The 16356-nt window shown below is 61.9% G+C and carries 16 protein-coding genes; 4 read left to right on the top strand and 12 right to left on the bottom strand.

Features of this window, described 5'->3' with window-relative positions; all coding sequences use genetic code 11:
- Nucleotides 1-28 precede the first annotated feature (28 nt).
- Nucleotides 29-649 (top strand): TIGR00730 family Rossman fold protein, encoded by a 621-nt coding sequence (locus tag GVK95_RS18930; RefSeq protein ID WP_159952253.1) that lies wholly within the window; start codon nt 29-31, stop codon nt 647-649.
- Between the two features lie 18 nt (nt 650-667).
- Here the strand turns inward: GVK95_RS18930 and GVK95_RS18925 are convergent, their stop codons facing one another.
- The 3 genes from GVK95_RS18925 to GVK95_RS18915 all read right to left on the bottom strand — a co-directional run bounded on the left by GVK95_RS18925 (nt 668) and on the right by GVK95_RS18915 (nt 2944).
- Nucleotides 668-997: a DHCW motif cupin fold protein gene (locus tag GVK95_RS18925; RefSeq protein WP_159952252.1), complete on the bottom strand. Its 330-nt coding sequence runs from the start codon at nt 995-997 to the stop codon at nt 668-670.
- Between the two features lie 18 nt (nt 998-1015).
- Entirely contained in the window at nt 1016-1924 is a 909-nt protein-coding gene (gene rarD / locus GVK95_RS18920; protein WP_159952251.1) for an EamA family transporter RarD, read from the bottom strand.
- Nucleotides 1925-2038: 114 nt separating this feature from the next.
- On the bottom strand, nt 2039-2944 hold the full coding sequence (locus GVK95_RS18915) for a LysR substrate-binding domain-containing protein (RefSeq protein ID WP_159952250.1): 906 nt from the start codon (nt 2942-2944) through the stop codon (nt 2039-2041).
- Between the two features lie 103 nt (nt 2945-3047).
- Here GVK95_RS18915 and GVK95_RS18910 point away from each other — a divergent pair, with 103 nt between their 5' ends.
- Both GVK95_RS18910 and GVK95_RS18905 read left to right on the top strand, forming a co-directional pair.
- Entirely contained in the window at nt 3048-4223 is a 1176-nt protein-coding gene (locus GVK95_RS18910) for an MFS transporter (RefSeq protein ID WP_159952249.1), read from the top strand.
- A 43-nt stretch (nt 4224-4266) separates the two neighbouring features.
- Complete coding sequence (locus tag GVK95_RS18905) at nt 4267-5301, top strand: aldo/keto reductase (protein WP_159952248.1); 1035 nt, start codon at nt 4267-4269, stop codon at nt 5299-5301.
- A 25-nt stretch (nt 5302-5326) separates the two neighbouring features.
- On the opposite strand, the gene cimA is transcribed toward GVK95_RS18905, so the two are convergent.
- The 6 genes from cimA to cysS form a co-directional block, all read right to left on the bottom strand.
- A complete protein-coding gene (gene cimA / locus GVK95_RS18900) occupies nt 5327-6943 on the bottom strand; it encodes a citramalate synthase (RefSeq protein ID WP_159952247.1) in 1617 nt (538 codons plus the stop codon).
- Between the two features lie 277 nt (nt 6944-7220).
- On the bottom strand, nt 7221-8180 hold the full coding sequence (gene pip / locus GVK95_RS18895; RefSeq protein WP_159952246.1) for a prolyl aminopeptidase: 960 nt from the start codon (nt 8178-8180) through the stop codon (nt 7221-7223).
- Nucleotides 8181-8182: 2 nt separating this feature from the next.
- Nucleotides 8183-8671: a GFA family protein gene (locus GVK95_RS18890; protein ID WP_159952245.1), complete on the bottom strand. Its 489-nt coding sequence runs from the start codon at nt 8669-8671 to the stop codon at nt 8183-8185.
- Nucleotides 8668-9135, bottom strand: a complete 468-nt coding sequence (locus tag GVK95_RS18885) for a GFA family protein (RefSeq protein WP_159952244.1) — start codon at nt 9133-9135, stop codon at nt 8668-8670. Before GVK95_RS18885 ends, GVK95_RS18890 begins: the two co-directional genes overlap by 4 nt.
- A 126-nt stretch (nt 9136-9261) precedes the next feature.
- Nucleotides 9262-9738: a GFA family protein gene (locus GVK95_RS18880; protein WP_159952243.1), complete on the bottom strand. Its 477-nt coding sequence runs from the start codon at nt 9736-9738 to the stop codon at nt 9262-9264.
- 300 nt (nt 9739-10038) lie between these two features.
- Nucleotides 10039-11523 (bottom strand): cysteine--tRNA ligase, encoded by a 1485-nt coding sequence (gene cysS, locus GVK95_RS18875; protein ID WP_159952242.1) that lies wholly within the window; start codon nt 11521-11523, stop codon nt 10039-10041.
- A gap of 302 nt (nt 11524-11825) precedes the next feature.
- Between cysS and GVK95_RS18870 the strand changes: the two genes are divergently transcribed.
- On the top strand, nt 11826-13067 hold the full coding sequence (locus GVK95_RS18870; RefSeq protein ID WP_159952241.1) for a GGDEF domain-containing protein: 1242 nt from the start codon (nt 11826-11828) through the stop codon (nt 13065-13067).
- Between the two features lie 4 nt (nt 13068-13071).
- Here GVK95_RS18870 and GVK95_RS18865 read toward each other — a convergent pair whose 3' ends face one another.
- From GVK95_RS18865 to purF, 3 genes are all read right to left on the bottom strand, one after another.
- Nucleotides 13072-13950 (bottom strand): DMT family transporter, encoded by an 879-nt coding sequence (locus tag GVK95_RS18865; protein ID WP_159952240.1) that lies wholly within the window; start codon nt 13948-13950, stop codon nt 13072-13074.
- A 73-nt stretch (nt 13951-14023) separates the two neighbouring features.
- Nucleotides 14024-14764: an SDR family NAD(P)-dependent oxidoreductase gene (locus GVK95_RS18860; RefSeq protein WP_159952239.1), complete on the bottom strand. Its 741-nt coding sequence runs from the start codon at nt 14762-14764 to the stop codon at nt 14024-14026.
- 37 nt (nt 14765-14801) lie between these two features.
- A complete protein-coding gene (gene purF / locus GVK95_RS18855) occupies nt 14802-16295 on the bottom strand; it encodes an amidophosphoribosyltransferase (RefSeq protein ID WP_159952238.1) in 1494 nt (497 codons plus the stop codon).
- Nucleotides 16296-16356: the final 61 nt, after the last annotated feature.

The raw sequence follows: 16356 nt of genomic DNA, 5'->3' as shown, positions 1-16356 counted from the left end.
GACCGGCGGCAAATAGTCTTTTGTGGGTATGACAGAGCATAACTCCACGATTCGATCCGTTTGCGTTTACTGCGGCTCTCAGCCCGGACGCGATCCTGCCTTTATGGAAGCCGGCCGCCAGTTGGGCCGATCGCTTGCCGAAAACAACATTCGCCTGATCTATGGTGGCGGTACCAAGGGCATCATGGGTGCCGTCGCCGCGGGCGTTCTGTCCGCCGGCGGGCAGGTCACAGGCATCATTCCTGAATTCCTGGTCGACATGGAGGCCACGCGCCATTCACTCGGCCAGCTCAGCGAGCTTATTATCACGCAGGACATGCACGAGCGCAAGCATGCCATGTTCGAGCGCTCGGACGCATTCGTAACCCTTCCGGGCGGCATCGGCACGCTGGAAGAGATCGTCGAGATCATGACCTGGGGCCAGCTCGGCCGGCATGCCAAGCCGATGGTCTTTGCCAATATCAACGATTTCTGGAAGCCGATGCTGGAGCTGATCGACCACATGTCGTCGGCCGGTTTCATTCACACGGCGCACCGCGTCCGCCCGCTGGTGATCGATCAGGTCGAGGATATCGTCCCTGCGATCATCGATCGCTGGGACATGAGCGCCAATCCCGAAGGTGAACCAGCGATCATTTCCAAGCTTTGAGGCTAGGGCCGCGCTGAATCAGTCGACGATGAAAAGTTTCGCACCGACCGCAGTCGATGAGCGATGCGGCTCGGCCTTGTCGGCGACCTGATAACTCATGCCGGGCTTGAGAACGAAGACGCGCCCGTCTTCAAGCTCGGTTGTCAGCTCACCCTCGAGGCAGAGCAGGATATGGCCTTTCACGCACCAGTGGTCGGCCAAATAGCCGGGCGTATACTCGACCATGCGCACGCGAATGTCGCCGAATTGGCGCGTCTGCCATGTCGCGGAGCCGGTCTCGCCCTTGTGATCGGTCTTTTCGACGGAAGCCCAGTCGGTCGTGCCGAACGGTATGCCGGTGATCTGCATTGCGTTCTCTCCTCCGTCTCAGCGCGCGCGGTAGTCGCGCAGCATCGACCAGGAATAGATGAACAGCGCTGCCCAGATCAGCGGGAAAGCGATCATCTTTGCCGTGCCGAAGGGCTCCTTGAAGATGAACACCGCGATCAGGAAGATCATCGTCGGCGCAATGTATTGCATGATGCCGATGGTCGACAGCTTCAGCAGCTTTGCGCCATTGGCGTAAAGGATCAGCGGGATCGCGGTGACCAGGCCGCTTGCGGCCAGCAGCACCGTATCGCTGGTATTGGTGCCGAAATGCGCCTGACCGGTGATTGCCAGATAGACGACATAGCAGAGCGCAAACGGGGCCAGCAGCAGCACCTCCAGCAGGAAGCCCTGGTTCGGGCCGATCGGAAGCGTCTTGCGGAAGAAGGCATAGAGACCCCAGGACAAGGTCAGGCACAGCGCAACGATCGGCAGGCGGCCGGCATCGACCGTCAGGATGACGACGGCGACTACCACCAGCGAAAGGGCCGCGATCTGGGCGGATTTCAGCTTTTCCTTCAGCAGGACGGCGCCGAGAAACACCGAAAACAGCGGATTGATGAAATAGCCGAGCGCTGTATCCAGCGCATGGCCGGCGCCGATAGCCCAGACATAGATGCCCCAGTTGATGCTGATCAGGAAGGCGGTGACGGCGGCCATGCCCAGCATGCGCGGGCTGCGGAAGGCGAGCTTCAGGTCGTCCATGCGCCGGAGCGCAAGCAGGATCAGGCCGGCAACCGGAACAGACCAGAGAATGCGGTGCGCGATCACCTCCGTCGGCGAAATATGTCCGACAGCCTTCATGTAGAGAGGCAGGAAGCCCCAGAGAAAATAGGCGGAGAGGGCGAAAGCGAAGCCGCTGGCCGAGTCTTCATTTTTTGCCACCGGCGCGGCGTTTTCGGTTGCCATGCTATTTCCTCCGTCAAAGTCACCGCATTAGTCAAACGGCCCCTGATGGACAAATTCATTCCGTTGATGGTTGTTTCAATCGGATGACAGCGGACGGCCGGTTTTCGGGCGGTTTTAAGATATCCGGCCGTACTCGGCGAGGAAATCAAGCATCACCCGGATGCGTGCCGGCAGATGTCCGCCCTGGCCGACATAGACGGCGTGGAAGGGTTCGCTGCGCCTTGTGCGCGGGTCGTCGAGCACGACAACCAGCCGGCCCGCCTTCAGGTCTTCTGCCACGGTAAAGCGGGCGAGTTGCACAAGACCGGCACCTCCAATGGCGAAATGCCGGAGCGCTTCGCCGTCGCTGGCACTCAGACGGCCAGTCACGGGCACCTCGACGATCGCATCGCCCTGCGGCGCGGACCATTCGCGGTGCACCCGCACATAGCCGAAGCCCAACCGACTGTGGCGCTCCAGGTCGGATGCCGTTTCCGGAACGCCGTGGCGCGCCAGATAGCCGGGCGAAGCGACGATGACCAGCGGCGTATCGCCGAGTTTGCGCGCGATCAGGCTGGAATTGCGCATGTCGCCGGCGCGGATCGCGATGTCGGCCCGCTCTGCCAGCAGGTCGACGATGAGATCGGTCTGGATCACCTCGACCGAGATGCCCGGATAGAGATCCAGGAACTGTGCAAGGATCGGTGCCAGCACATGCGTGCCATAGGATGCGCTGGTGTTGATCCGGATCAGGCCTCGTGGATCGTCGAGATTGGCGGCACTACGTTCCGCCTCCTCGATATCGGCAAGAATACGCACGGAGTGCTCGTAGAAGCTTCGCCCCTCCGGCGTCAGCAGCAGTTTGCGGGTCGAGCGGCTGACCAGCCGTGTGCCGAGCCGCGTTTCCAGCCGGGCGACGAGCTTGCTGACCGCCGATGGCGTCATGCGGAAGAAGCGGGCGGCGGCAGAAAAGCCGCCTTGTTCGACCACCTGCACAAAGACTTCCATTTCGCCGGATCTGTTGATGTCCTGCCGCGCCATAGTGTGAATTCAATTCATCAATGTTGTTCTTTACCACAGACTATTTCACCGAGGCTTTGCTGTCTATCTGGAGTGCATCCCATTCCAAAAAGGACGCACCTCCATGCCTCTTGCTCTTTATGCCCTGACAGTCGGCGCCTTCGGTATCGGCGTCACCGAATTTGTCATCATGGGCTTGCTGATCGATGTCAGCGCCGATCTCGGCGTTTCGATCGCCGCCGCCGGTCTTCTGATTTCCGGCTATGCCCTCGGCGTCGTCTTCGGCGCACCGATCCTGACGACGCTCACCGGCCGCTGGCCGCGCAAGACCGTGCTCATCGCGCTGATGGTGATCTTCACCATCGGCAATATCGCCTGTGCGCTGGCGCCAAACTACGAAACCCTGATGGCCGCCCGCCTGTTGGCAGCCCTTGCCCATGGCACCTTCTTCGGTGTCGGCTCGGTTGTTGCGACCGGACTGGTTGCACCGGAACGCCGGGCATCCGCCATTGCCGTGATGTTCACCGGCCTGACGGTTGCCAATATCGCCGGCGTTCCTTTCGGCACCTGGCTTGGCCAGGAATATGGCTGGCGCACGACTTTCTGGGCCGTTGCCATCGTTGGCATTGCGGCACTCGCCGTGCTCGCGATCTTCCTGCCGCGCGATGACCAGAAGCCGGAGGCTCAGGACTGGCGTTCCGATCTCGCCACCATGGCCCGCCCGCAGGTTCTCGCAGGCCTCGCGATCACCGTGCTCGGTTACGCCGGCGTCTTTACCGTCTTCACCTATATTGCACCGGTCCTCACCGAGATCACCGGATTTTCGGCTGCTGCGGTCTCGCCGATCCTGCTGGTCTTCGGCGGTGGCCTGATCGTCGGCAATCTCCTCGGCGGCAAGCTTGCCGATCGCAATCTCGACCGCTCCGTCCTGCTGACGCTGGCAGTCCTGACATTGTCGCTCGCTGCCATGACCGTTATTCTCGAATACAAGACCCTGACCATCGCCTTTGTCGGTCTGGTCGGCGCGGCAGGATTTGCAACGGTGGCTCCCTTGCAGATGCGCGTCCTGCAAAAGGCCGAAGGTGCCGGCCAGGCATTGGCGTCGAGCTTTAACATCGCCGCTTTCAACCTCGGCAATGCCATCGGCGCCTGGGTCGGTGGAATTGCCATCGAGCAGGGCGGCGGCCTTGCGGTTCTGCCGCTGGTCGCGGCCGCTTTCCCGCTGGCCGCCCTCATCCTGTCGATCATCGCCACCCGTCTTGACCGGCCGAGCCCGCGTGGGCAGCACGCCGCAGCCTGATCAAGCAGCAATCATTTCATCCGCATACAGAAAGGATAATCCCATGGAATATCGTCAACTGGGGGCTTCTGGCCTCAAGGTTCCGGTCTTGAGTTTTGGCGCCGGTACATTCGGCGGCTCCGGCCCATTGTTCGGCAACTGGGGCACCTCCGATGCCGCAGAGGCCCGCCGGCTGGTCGACATCTGCCTCGAAGCCGGGGTCAACCTCTTCGATACGGCCGATGTCTATTCCGCCGGCGCCTCCGAAACGGTACTGGGCGAGGCGATCAAGGGGCGGCGCAATGAGGTGCTGATCTCCACCAAGCTCGGCCTGCCGATGGGCGATGGGCCGGCCGACTACGGCACCTCCGCCAGCCGCATCGCAACCGGCGTCGATGCCGCGCTGAAGCGCATGGGCACCGATTATATCGACCTCCTGCAACTGCACGCCTTTGATGCGTCTGTCCCGGTCGAAGAGGTGCTTGCCGCGCTCGATCGGCTCGTGAGGGCGGGCAAGGTCCGCTATGTCGGCGCCTCGAATTTCGCCGGGTGGCAGATCATGAAGTCGCTCGCCGCCGCGGACCGCCATGGCTGGCCGCGCTATGTCGCACATCAGGTCTACTACTCGCTGGTCGGCCGCGACTACGAGTGGGACCTGATGCAACTCGGAAAGGACCAGGGTGTCGGCGCCATGGTCTGGAGCCCGCTCGGCTGGGGCCGCCTGACCGGCAAGATCCGCCGCGGCACACCGCTGCCGGAGAAAAGCCGACTGCACGAGACTGCGGCCTTTGGTCCTCCGGTGGACGATGAACGGCTTTACCGGATTGTCGATGTGCTGGACGAGATAGCCGGCGAAGTCGGCAAGCTCGTTCCGCAGGTTGCGCTCAACTGGCTGCTGCAGCGCCCCACGGTATCATCGGTCATCATCGGCGCCCGCAACGAGGAGCAGCTGCGCCAGAACCTCGGTGCGGTCGGTTGGACCCTGACGGCAGAGCAGGTCGCACGTCTGGATGCAGCAAGCGTCACGGACGCCGCCTATCCGCATTTTCCCTATTACCGCCAGGAAGGTTTTGCCCGTCTCAATCCGCCGGCCGTCTGACCGCACATCAACTGGATCGCCGCCATCATTCGGCGGCGATCTGTCCTGCAAGCTGGCGGTTCTTCAGCAGCTTGTAGACGATACTGTCCATCAGCGCCTGGAACGAGGCATCGATGATGTTTTCCGACACGCCGACCGTCCACCAGCGGGCGCCGCTCGCATCGGTGGATTCGATCAGCACGCGGGTGATCGCCTCGGTGCCGCCGTTGAGGATACGCACCTTGTAGTCCGCCAGTTCCAGATCGCCGATCTCGTGCTGGTACTTGCCGAGATCCTTGCGCAGCGCGATGTCGAGCGCGTTGACCGGTCCGTCGCCTTCGGCAACCGACATCAGCATCTCGCCATCGATGATCGTCTTGACCACGGCTTCCGACACGGTCTTCAGCCGGCCATGGCTGTCGAAACGCCGTTCGATCATCACCCGGAAGCTCTCGACCTGGAAGAAGTCCGGAACGCTGGTCAGCGTCCGTTGGGCGAGAAGTTCGAAGCTCGCATCGGCCCCTTCATAGGCATAGCCGCTGGCTTCACGCTCCTTGACGATCGAGATCAGCGTGTCGAGCTTCGGATCGTCCTTCTCGACCCGAATGCCGCGCCGCTTCAGTTCATTGATGAAATTCGCCTTGCCGCCCTGGTCGGAGACCATGACCTTGCGGAAATTGCCGACGCTTTCCGGCTCGACATGTTCGTAGGTCTTCGGATCCTTGAGCAACGCCGAGGCATGGATGCCGGCCTTGGTGGCAAACGCCGAAGCGCCGACATAGGGTGCCTGGTGGTTGGGAGACCGGTTGAGCAACTCGTCAAAGGCGCGCGACAGACGATTGAGACCGACCAGCGCATCGCGGTCGATCGAGGTCTCGAAACGGGACGAATAGCTGTCTTTCAGACAGAGCGTCGGGATGATCGTCACCAGGTCGGCATTGCCGCAGCGCTCGCCGATACCGTTCAGCGTGCCCTGGATCTGCCGCACGCCGGCTTCGACTGCGGCCAGCGAATTGGCAACGGCCTGTCCGGTATCGTTATGGGCATGGATGCCGAGCGAGGAGCCGGGAATGCCAGAAGCGATCACAGCAGCGATGATGTCGCGGATTTCCGGCGGCTGCGTTCCGCCATTGGTGTCGCACAGCACCACCCAGCGGGCACCGGCGGCGTAGGCTTGCTTGGCGCAGGCCAGTGCATAGGCCGGATTGGCCTTGTAGCCATCGAAGAAATGCTCGCAATCGACCATGGCGAGCTTGCCGGCCTCGACCACGGCCTTGACGCTGCCCCGAATGCTCTCGAGGTTTTCCTCGTTGGTGCAGCCGAGCGCGACCTTGACGTGATAATCCCAGCTCTTGGCGACCAGACAGACCGCATCGCTCTTTGCCTGGATCAACTGGGTGAGGCCCGGATCATTGGAGGCGGAAATGCCTGCCCGCTTGGTCATGCCAAAGGCGACAAACGAGGCCTTTTGTGTGCGCTTCTTGGCAAAAAAGGCCGTATCGGTCGGATTTGCGCCCGGATAGCCGCCCTCGACATAGTCGAGGCCGAATTCGTCCAGCATGGCCGCGATCGAAATCTTGTCCTCGACGGAAAAGTCGATGCCGGGCGTCTGCTGGCCGTCCCGCAGCGTGGTGTCGAACAGATAGATTTTTTCGCGTGTCATTTCGGTGCCTCCCCATGGCAACTTTTGTCGAGATTGAGGTTACCCCCCTCTGCCCTGTCGATCTCCCCCACACGGGGGGAGATCGACAGGGTGGTTACCGCCTTGCCCGACACACGTTCCGAGCCAAAGATGAATCTGGGCGCAACCAAATCTCGGAGAAAATGCGCTGTATCTGTTCTCGATGCGGGATCAAGTGACACGGATGCCGCAATCCGATCTCCCCCCGTGTGGGGGAGATGCCCGGCAGGGCAGAGGGGGGTAGCCAAGCCCACGGACATCAGCTTTTCCCCGCATATCGGTCGGTGGCCCGGATCAGCTGATCCAGAATTCCGGGCTCCAGCATGGCATGCCCCGCGCCCTCGATCAGGTGAAAATCGGCCTTCGGCCAGGCCTTGGCGAGCGCCCAGGCATATTTGGCCGGGCAGGGCATGTCGTAGCGGCCATGGATGATGACGCCCGGAATGTCCTTGAGCTTGTAGGCATCACGCAGCAGCTGGCCTTCCTCCATCCAGCCGGCATGCACGAAGAAATGGTTCTCGATGCGGGCAAAGGCGATGGCGAATTCATCCTCGCCGAAATGCGCGGCATAGTCCGGGTTCGGCAGCAGCGTGATCGTCTCGCCTTCCCATGTGCTCCAGGCAATGGCGCATTCCAGCTGTTTCTTCGCGTCGTCGCCGGTCAGGTACGTGCGGTAGGCGCCCATCATGTCGTGGCGTTCGCTCTCCGGGATTGGAGCGATGAAGAGTTCCCACTTGTCGGGAAACATTTCCGACACGCCGAACTGATAGTACCAGGAAAGCTCCGCCCTGGTCAGCGTGTAGATGCCGCGCAGCACCAGTTCGCTGACCCGCTCCGGATGGGTTTCCGCATAGGCGAGCGCCAGAGTCGAGCCCCAGGAACCGCCGAAGACAAGCCATTGCTCGACGCCCATCAGTTGCCGCAGCCGCTCGATATCGGCAACCAGATGCCAGGTCGTATTGGCCTCAAGTCCGGCATGCGGCGTCGACTTTCCACAGCCGCGCTGGTCGAACAGGATCACGTCGTACAATGCCGGATCGAACACTCGCCTCTGGCTCGGGCTCGATGCCCCACCCGGACCGCCATGCAGGAATACGGCAGGCTTGGCACCCTTGGTGCCGACGCGCTCCCAATAGATCGTGTGGCCATCGCCGACATCGAGGAAACCCGTCTCGAACGGTTCGATCTCCGGATAGAAGCCGCGCAATTCGCTCGTCATGGTCAGTCCTTTTTAGGCGGCCAGACCACAGTGTCATGGTCGGGATGCTGATGATTGCTCGCGCTGATGACGGCGTTGCCGTCGGCCAGATCGGAGCGGTCCGTCGGGTTTTCCGGCAGGCTGAAAAACTTGTCGAAATAGGACAGGCGCGATTCCACGCCATCTTGCGAGACCGGTACGGCCGCTTCCGGCTTGTCGAGGCTGCCGATCGTCACGCTGATATAGGGCGAGCCGACGGTGCGAAAGAGCAGCGGCGTGCCGCAATTGTCGCAAAAGCCGCGGCCGCAGGGGTCGGACGAGCGGAACCAGCGCGGTTCGCCGCGCATCATCAACAGGTTCTCGGCCCGCGTGCCGGCCAGCGCCATGAAGAAGTTGCCGCCCGCCTTCTGGCACATCCGGCAATGACAGATATGTGGATAACCGAGTTCGCCAGCCACCTTGTAGCGGATCGCGCCGCACTGGCATCCGCCGGAATGCACTTCGCGGCTCATGCCTGATCCTCCGGCGGCCATACGGCTGTGTCATGGTCGGGATGCTGGAAGCTTTCGATCGAGGCGAAATGCGCCTCCATCTCCGGGCTGGTATAGGCTGGTTTTTCGAACAGGTGATCGATCCACGGCAGGCGGTGATGATGGTTCACCTGGACCTGGGGTTCGAACTTCGACGGATTGTCGAAGGCGCCGATGGCGATCTCGATGCCCTCGCCATGATGATAGGTCAGCGGCGTGCCGCATCTGCCGCAGAAGCCGCGTTTCACCTTGGCCGAGGAGCGGAACAGCAGCGGCTGGCCGCGGGTCCAGGTCAGATGCGCATGATCGGCGGTGACAAAGGCACCGAAGAAACTGCCGAACGCCTTCTGGCACATGCGGCAGTGGCAGATTGACGGTCGCCCGAGTTTCTCCGCCTGGAACCGCACGGCGCCGCATTGGCAGCCGCCGGAAAAGATCTCGCTCATGCCGCTCTCCTCACTTGAACATCACGTAAATTACCACCCCGGCGATGACGGCCGCCACGATCACGCCCTTGGCGATCAGCCCGTAAAGCAGCCATTTCGGCATTTGCGTATTCGGGTTTGGCTTGCTCATCGAGGTTGCTCCGGCCAATGCTCGGTGTCTTGGTCCGGATGCTGATAGGACACGACCTCCAGCACGAAGGGCGCTTCAACAGCGTCTTCCTCGGTTGTGTGGCCGGGCAGCAGATGCAAGCGGTCGACAAAACCGATCTTGGCCTCGGTGCCGAACTGCACGACGGGCGGCAAAAGCGACGGATCGTCGAAGGCGCCGGCCGCGATCGCGATCCCGTCCGGCGCCTCATAGGTCAGCGGCGTGCCGCAATCGCCGCAAAAGCCACGTAGCGCAAAATTCGACGAGCGAAACGTTTTACGCTCGCCGCGGGTCCATTCGAGCACAGCTCCACGGGTCGAAACCAGTGGCGCATAATAGGCGCCGAATGCCTTCTGGCACATCCGGCAATGACAGATGGAACTGTCCTTCAGCACGCCCGTCACGCGAAACCGCACCGCACCGCACTGGCATCCGCCGGAATGGATCGAGGTCATGGGGCAGGCTTCGCTGTTTGGAGGGCTTTGGCGGCGAGGGTCGCGTTACCCCCCTCTGCCCTGCCGGGCATCTCCCCCACACGGGGGGAGGTCGGCCACGCGGCCGGCGCCGGATTTTTGTCTGATGCGCAGACGTGACACGAGTTTGCTGACGAGGAAATCTTGCTCGGCTTTGAACGCTCGCCTGCCAATCGATGAAGCGTCTTGGAATGTCCGTATCGCGCGGCAACCCGATCTCCCCCCGTGTGGGGGAGATGCCCGGCAGGGCAGAGGGGGGTATGCCACGACAATAGCGTCATCCTATCGCTTGACCTCCCAAGTCGTCACCCGCTCGCCGGTCTCCTTGTCCTTGCCATCCTTGAGCTGGATGCCCTTGGCAGCCAGGTCGTCGCGGATCTTGTCGGCCTCAGTGAAGTTCTTGGTTTTCAGCATTTCCAGGCGCATGTCGACAAGGGCTTGGACTGCGGCCGAAAGATCCGTGCTGATTTCAGCCTTTTGCGGCAGGACACCGAGCAGGGCGGCACTCGCGGCAAACAGCGGTAGCAACGCCGGATCGGCGCTGGCTTCATGGGCAAGCGCATGCAGCGCCTGCACGGCGGCCACCGTATTCAGGTCGTCATGCAGCGCCTCCAGCACCGTCTCGCACGGAGCCAAGCCGGTTGCCTCGGTGGCGGGCCACTTGGCGAGCAGCCGTTCTGCCTCCTCCAGCCGCTTGACTGAAAAGTCGATCGGCTCGCGGTAATGTGTCATGAGCATCGCAAGGCGCAGCACTTCGCCCGGCCATTTGCGGCCGCCGAAGGTTTCCGTCTCGAGCAATTCATTGATCGTGACGAAATTGCCGTCCGACTTCGACATCTTGCGGCCTTCGACCTGGACGAAGCCGTTGTGCATCCAGACATTGGCCATGACATCGGTGTCATAGGCACAGCACGACTGGGCGATTTCGTTTTCGTGATGGGGAAAGATCAGGTCGAGCCCGCCGCCATGGATGTCGAACTGGTGAGGCCGCGCCTTGCCCCTCGGCGACAGCCGGTCCTTGATCTCTTCCCACAGATAGCGATCGGCCATGGCCGAGCATTCGATATGCCAGCCGGGGCGGCCATGGATAGCGATCGTCTCGCCTTCAAAGACAAAATTGCCAGGCCAGCCCGGTTCGGTGTCGGCCGATTGCTTCCACAGCACGAAATCGCCGGGGTTTGTCTTGTGGGCTTCGACAGCGACACGTGCGCCGGCCTGTTGGTCTTCCAGCTTGCGCTTCGACAACTGGCCGTAGTCGGCCATCGAGGCGGTGGCAAACAGCACTTCGCGGCCTTCCGAGCCGGTGGCCACATAGGCATGACCCTGGTCGAGCAGGCGCTGGATGATCGCCACCATCTGGCTGATATTGTCGGTCGCGCGGGGCTCCACCGACGGCTTCAGGCAACCAAGCGCTGCCACATCTGCATGGAACTGGCTTTCCGTCTTGCCGGTCACAGCGCGGATCGCCTCGTTCAGCGACATGCTGCCGTCAGTGATCTGCGGCCCGAAATCGCGCAACGCCCGCGCGTTGATCTTGTCGTCGACATCGGTGATGTTGCGCGCATAGGTGACATGGGTGTCGCCGTGGAGATGACGCAGCAGCCGGTAGAGTACGTCGAAGACGATGACCGGGCGCGCATTGCCGATATGGGCAAAGTCATAGACCGTCGGGCCGCAGACATACATGCGCACATTGTCCGGATCGATCGGCTCGAAGTCGACCTTCTCGCGCGCGAGTGTGTTGTAAAGCTTGAGGCCCGTCGGCATTCCTGTCTCCCATACCAAAACCATCCGGCTGGACCGGGTCGTTTGTCATCTGGGACTTTCAGGAGACGAAAACGGCCGGGCCAGCGAGCGCGCTAGCGAATAATGATCCAGCAGATGCAGATGGTCGTTTTCATGGGCGCTGTTATGGCGCGGGGCCGCGATTTGGTCAAGGGCGGTGCGCGTCTCCCGCGACCATCGCCACCGCCTTCATGCAGTTTAACGCCATATGCAGGTAAGCCTTTGTCAATCATGACGGTCTTATGGTGACCTCACGAATTTCTCCTGCGGAGATGACCTTCGATATGGAATTGACCCTGCACCTTCCGACAATCCTCGTCGTCCATGGCATGGCGATGCTGATTGCGACGTTGTTGTGCATTGCGATCTGGATCCGCGAGCGACCCAACAACGTCCTGGCCATGCTGATGATTGCCGGTACGGTGACCTGCGTGAGCATGGCGCTGCATGGCAGCCGCACGATGCTGCCGCTGCCGCTCGCCTCCGGTGTTGGTCTGGCGTTGGCGGTCATCGGCGCCGGCTTCTTCTGGCAGGCCGTTGTAGCCTTTGAGGGCAAGCCCTTGTCCATGACGAAGGCCACAATGGGAGGTGTCATCTGGCTCTGCTGCTGGCTGGTTCCGCCCTTCGTGGAATCGACTGCGATCCGCACCCTGGTCCTGGCACTGCTCCTCTGTTCCTATTGTCTATTGTCGTCACGCGAAATATGGCTGGGACGCGTTGTCGAGCCTCTGCTGTCTCGACCGCTCGCCGCTGCGGCGAATGCTCTGCGCGGCCTGGTCTGGTTAGCCAGCATCCCGCTCTCCCTGTTGGTCTCGCCACCCTATGGCGCGAATGGAAGCAACGCGTCCTGGTTTTCCCTGTTGGCCGTTGCCAACACTATGCTGATCGTGCTGTCGTTGATTGCGATGTTGATGCTGGCCAAGGAGCGCGACGAGCGCCTTTATCGGCTGGCCTCCGAGCGCGATCCACTAACCAACCTTGCCAACCGCCGCACCTTCGTCATGACGGCACAATCCATCCTGGCGAGCGAAAAGGGCAGGGCGACGCTGCTTCTCCTGGATATCGATCATTTCAAGCGCATCAACGATACCCACGGTCATGCGGCCGGCGACCGGGTCCTGATAGCCTTCTCCCGTGCCATCGATAAGCGCATGCCGAAGGGCTGGATCTTCGCCCGCATCGGGGGGGAAGAATTCGCCTGCCTTCTGCCCAATGCCAGTGGTGCCCATGGCCTCGCGATCGCGGAAAACCTGCGTATGGTGATCGAGACAATGCATCTGGACGCGGACAGGCTGGTGCCGGTGACCGTCAGCATCGGCGTAGCGACCGCTTCGGACGCATCCGTGCTGCTGGATACGCTGTTGGCGGAAGCCGATGCCGCCCTTTACCAGGCGAAAGCAAAGGGCAGAAACTGCGTCTGCCTGCATGACACGATGGCGATGCTCGACGTTGCCAATGCGCAGTTGGAGACAGTGAAGTCCACCATGGGACGGACGCCGCTCGCGCGAATCCGCCACCGCAACTGAATTCTCAGCAAGCCGCCTTGGGCAACCGCAGGATGCCAAGCACCAGACCGCAACCGAGAATGATCACCCCGCCGCCGAGGAGTTGCAGCGGCGTCAGCGGCTCGTCAAGGATCAGCGCGCCGACCAGCACGGCCACCACCGTCACGGCAAATTCGACGCTGATCGCAGCGGTGGCGCCAATACTCTTCACCAGCCCGAAATAGAGCACATAGGTGAGCGCACTCATCAAAGTGGCGAGCGCCACCAGGTAGAGATAGTCGATCGGTTGCGGCGTGGTCGGCACGGGCACGAACCAGAGCAGTGGGAAGGCGATGATGCCGCCGGCGATGAACGAACCGATGGTGACCTCCCATGGCCCCGTGCCGGCAAGGTGTCGGCTCGCATAATTGCTGCCGAAGGCGGCGGAAAAGGTCGAGCCGATCATCGCCAGGCAGCCGATCAGGAAGGCGGAGGTCACGGGAACGGCCGGGAAGCCGACCAGCATGATGATCCCGATGGTCCCGAGCGCCAGGCCAAGGGTGCGCACGGGCGTAATCCGCTCCAATCCCCAGATCTGCGCGATGATCATCGAAAACAGCGGAATGGCCGCCACGAAGATGGCCGCCATAGCCGTGCCGATGCGTGGCGTCGCATAGGACAGCCCGATCAACTGGCCGGCGACCGTGGTGGCGCCGACGACTGCTAGCGGCAGCCAGCCTGCGTGAAACGCCAGTCTGCGCCGGGTCAGTCGCGCCACGCCAAACAACAAACCGCCGGCAATCAGGGAGCGAAAGGTGACGGCGCCGATCCAGCCAAAGGCGGCCACGACATGCAGAAGTAGAACGAAGGAAAGGCCCCAGGCGAATGCCAGAAAGGTGTAGGAGGCAATGTCTCTGGGGCGCATGGGGTCTTCCATCACAGATGCGGAAACAAAGGCGACGGCCTTTTGGCCATCCCAGCCAGCACGAACCCGGCTGTTACTCCGGCATCCGATAATCGACGATCTTGCCCTCGCGAACGATGTAGAGCTTGCCGGTTTCCGTCTGCGCCGGGCCAACCAGCGGCAGAAGCTTGGCTGCAACCTCCGAAGGATGCGGCAGGGTGGCCGGATCTTCACCGGGCATCGCCTGGGCGCGCATGGCAGTGCGGGTGGCGCCGGGATCGACCGAGAGAATACGCAGCGGCAGGCGCTGCGTCTCGCCAGCCCATGTGCGGGCCAGCGCCTCGACGGCGGCCTTGGAGGCGGAATAGGCGCTCCAGAACGGCTTGCATTTGTGGGCCGCACCTGAAGACAGGATCAGGACGCGGCCCTGATCGGACTTGATCAGCAGCGGCTCCAGCGAGCGGATCAGCCGCCATGTTGCCGTTACGTTGATCGTCATGACCTTGTCGAAGACCTTGGCTTCGATATGACCGATCGGCGAGATGACACCGAGCACGCCGGCGTTGAGCACGGCGATGTCCAGTTTGCCCCAGCGATCGAAGATATGGCCACCGAGCTGGTCGATGGCCGCCATGTCGGCGAGGTCGAACGGAACCAGCGTCGCCGAACCGCCGACCGCCTTGATCGCGTCGTCCAGTTCTTCCAACCCGCCAACGGTGCGGGCGCAGGCAATTACATGGGCGCCGGCCTTGGCAAGCTCGATCGCGGTGAAATAGCCGATGCCGCGCGAGGCGCCGGTGACGAGCGCAATCCGGCCCGTAAGGTCGATGGTCATGGTCAGTCCTGTTTTCTTCGGCCTGTTATCTACGGTCTCAGCCGTTGGCGGCGAGCATGGATTCCTTGCGGCCAACCATTTTCTCGCCTTCCTTGTCCAGAAGTCGGGTCGGGTAGTCGCCGGTAAAGTAGTGATCCGTGAATTTCGGATTGGCCGGATCGCGCGCCTCGCCGCCCACGGCCTTGTACAGGCCGTCGATCGACAGGAAGGCCAGCGAATCCGCGCCGATATACTTCGCCATCGCCGCTTCGTCGGCATACTGGTTCGCCAGCAGCTTGTCGCGGTCGGGCGTATCGATGCCGTAGAAATCCGGATGGAAGATCATCGGACTGGCAACGCGCACATGGACTTCTTTCGCGCCGGCATCGCGGATCATCTGCACGATTTTCAACGAGGTTGTGCCGCGCACGATGGAATCGTCGACGAGGATGACGCGCTTGCCTTCGATCATCGCCCGGTTGGCCGAATGCTTCAGCTTGACGCCGAAGGCCCGGATCTGCTGGGTCGGTTCGATAAAGGTGCGGCCGACGTAATGGTTGCGGATAATGCCGTATTCGAACGGAATACCGCTCTGCTGGGCATAGCCGAGGGCGGCCGGTGTGCCGCCATCGGGAACCGGCACGACCACATCGCCCTCGAGCGGTGCCTCGATCGCCAGGTTCATGCCGGCATTCTTGCGGGTGGTGTAGACATTGCGACCGCCGACGACCGAATCGGGACGGGCGAAGTAGACATATTCGAACAGGCAGAGACGCTCCGGCTGCGGCCGTGCCGGCATGCGCGATTCGATGTTGATCGAACCATCCGGCTGGATTTCGCAGATGACCACTTCGCCATTCTTGACGTCGCGGATGAATTTCGCGCCGATGATGTCGAGTGCGCAGGTCTCGGAGGCAAAGATCGGCTTGCCGTCGAGTTCGCCAAGCACCAGTGGCCGGATGCCGATCGGGTCGCGGGCTGCGATCAGCTTGGTGCGGGTCAGCGCGATCATCGCATAGCCGCCTTCCATCTGGCGGATCGCATCAATAAAGCGGTCGGCTGTCGAGGCGTGGCGCGAACGGGCGATGAGATGCAGCACGACTTCGGTATCCGAGGTCGACTGACAGATGGCGCCGGTTGCGATGATCTGCCGGCGAAGCGTCAGGCCGTTGGTGAAATTGCCGTTGTGGGCAATGGCTATGCCGCCTTCCTCGAGTTCGGCAAACAGCGGCTGGACATTGCGCATGGCAACCCCGCCGGTTGTCGAATAGCGCGTATGGCCGATGGACATCGAACCCGGAAGCTTGGCGATGGTCACAGGGTTCGTGTAGTGGTCACCGACCAGCCCCATGTGCTTTTCGGTGTAGAATTGTCGGCCGTCAAAGGAGACGATACCGGCTGCTTCCTGGCCGCGATGCTGGAGCGCATGCAGTCCGAGCGCTGTCAGCGTCGACGCATCGCTATGCCCCAGGATACCGAAAACCCCGCATTCTTCATGAAACTTGTCGTCCTCGGCACCGTATACGACGTCGGTAGGGATGAAGTGGTTCATGGCAAGTCGCCTTTGTTCACGGGGACAGATGCAGCAAGCAACGCCTGTAACAGATAAGCCG

This window comes from Rhizobium sp. 18065, assembly GCF_902706095.1.
Taxonomy (GTDB): Bacteria; Pseudomonadota; Alphaproteobacteria; order Rhizobiales; family Rhizobiaceae; genus Allorhizobium.
The sequence above is the reverse complement of the archived record's forward strand: the minus strand, read 5'-3'. Positions and strand labels throughout refer to the sequence as shown.

What these genes read in the sequence shown, in the direction of transcription:
- GVK95_RS18930 (WP_159952253.1), top strand. Translation starts at nt 29, where the DNA reads ATGACAGAGCATAACTCCACGATTCGATCCGTTTGCGTTTACTGCGGC.
- GVK95_RS18925 (WP_159952252.1), bottom strand. Translation starts at nt 997, where the DNA reads ATGCAGATCACCGGCATACCGTTCGGCACGACCGACTGGGCTTCCGTC.
- rarD (WP_159952251.1), bottom strand. Translation starts at nt 1,924, where the DNA reads ATGGCAACCGAAAACGCCGCGCCGGTGGCAAAAAATGAAGACTCGGCC.
- GVK95_RS18915 (WP_159952250.1), bottom strand. Translation starts at nt 2,944, where the DNA reads ATGGCGCGGCAGGACATCAACAGATCCGGCGAAATGGAAGTCTTTGTG.
- GVK95_RS18910 (WP_159952249.1), top strand. Translation starts at nt 3,048, where the DNA reads ATGCCTCTTGCTCTTTATGCCCTGACAGTCGGCGCCTTCGGTATCGGC.
- GVK95_RS18905 (WP_159952248.1), top strand. Translation starts at nt 4,267, where the DNA reads ATGGAATATCGTCAACTGGGGGCTTCTGGCCTCAAGGTTCCGGTCTTG.
- cimA (WP_159952247.1), bottom strand. Translation starts at nt 6,943, where the DNA reads ATGACACGCGAAAAAATCTATCTGTTCGACACCACGCTGCGGGACGGC.
- pip (WP_159952246.1), bottom strand. Translation starts at nt 8,180, where the DNA reads ATGACGAGCGAATTGCGCGGCTTCTATCCGGAGATCGAACCGTTCGAG.
- GVK95_RS18890 (WP_159952245.1), bottom strand. Translation starts at nt 8,671, where the DNA reads ATGAGCCGCGAAGTGCATTCCGGCGGATGCCAGTGCGGCGCGATCCGC.
- GVK95_RS18885 (WP_159952244.1), bottom strand. Translation starts at nt 9,135, where the DNA reads ATGAGCGAGATCTTTTCCGGCGGCTGCCAATGCGGCGCCGTGCGGTTC.
- GVK95_RS18880 (WP_159952243.1), bottom strand. Translation starts at nt 9,738, where the DNA reads ATGACCTCGATCCATTCCGGCGGATGCCAGTGCGGTGCGGTGCGGTTT.
- cysS (WP_159952242.1), bottom strand. Translation starts at nt 11,523, where the DNA reads ATGCCGACGGGCCTCAAGCTTTACAACACACTCGCGCGCGAGAAGGTC.
- GVK95_RS18870 (WP_159952241.1), top strand. Translation starts at nt 11,826, where the DNA reads ATGGAATTGACCCTGCACCTTCCGACAATCCTCGTCGTCCATGGCATG.
- GVK95_RS18865 (WP_159952240.1), bottom strand. Translation starts at nt 13,950, where the DNA reads ATGCGCCCCAGAGACATTGCCTCCTACACCTTTCTGGCATTCGCCTGG.
- GVK95_RS18860 (WP_159952239.1), bottom strand. Translation starts at nt 14,764, where the DNA reads ATGACCATCGACCTTACGGGCCGGATTGCGCTCGTCACCGGCGCCTCG.
- purF (WP_159952238.1), bottom strand. Translation starts at nt 16,295, where the DNA reads ATGAACCACTTCATCCCTACCGACGTCGTATACGGTGCCGAGGACGAC.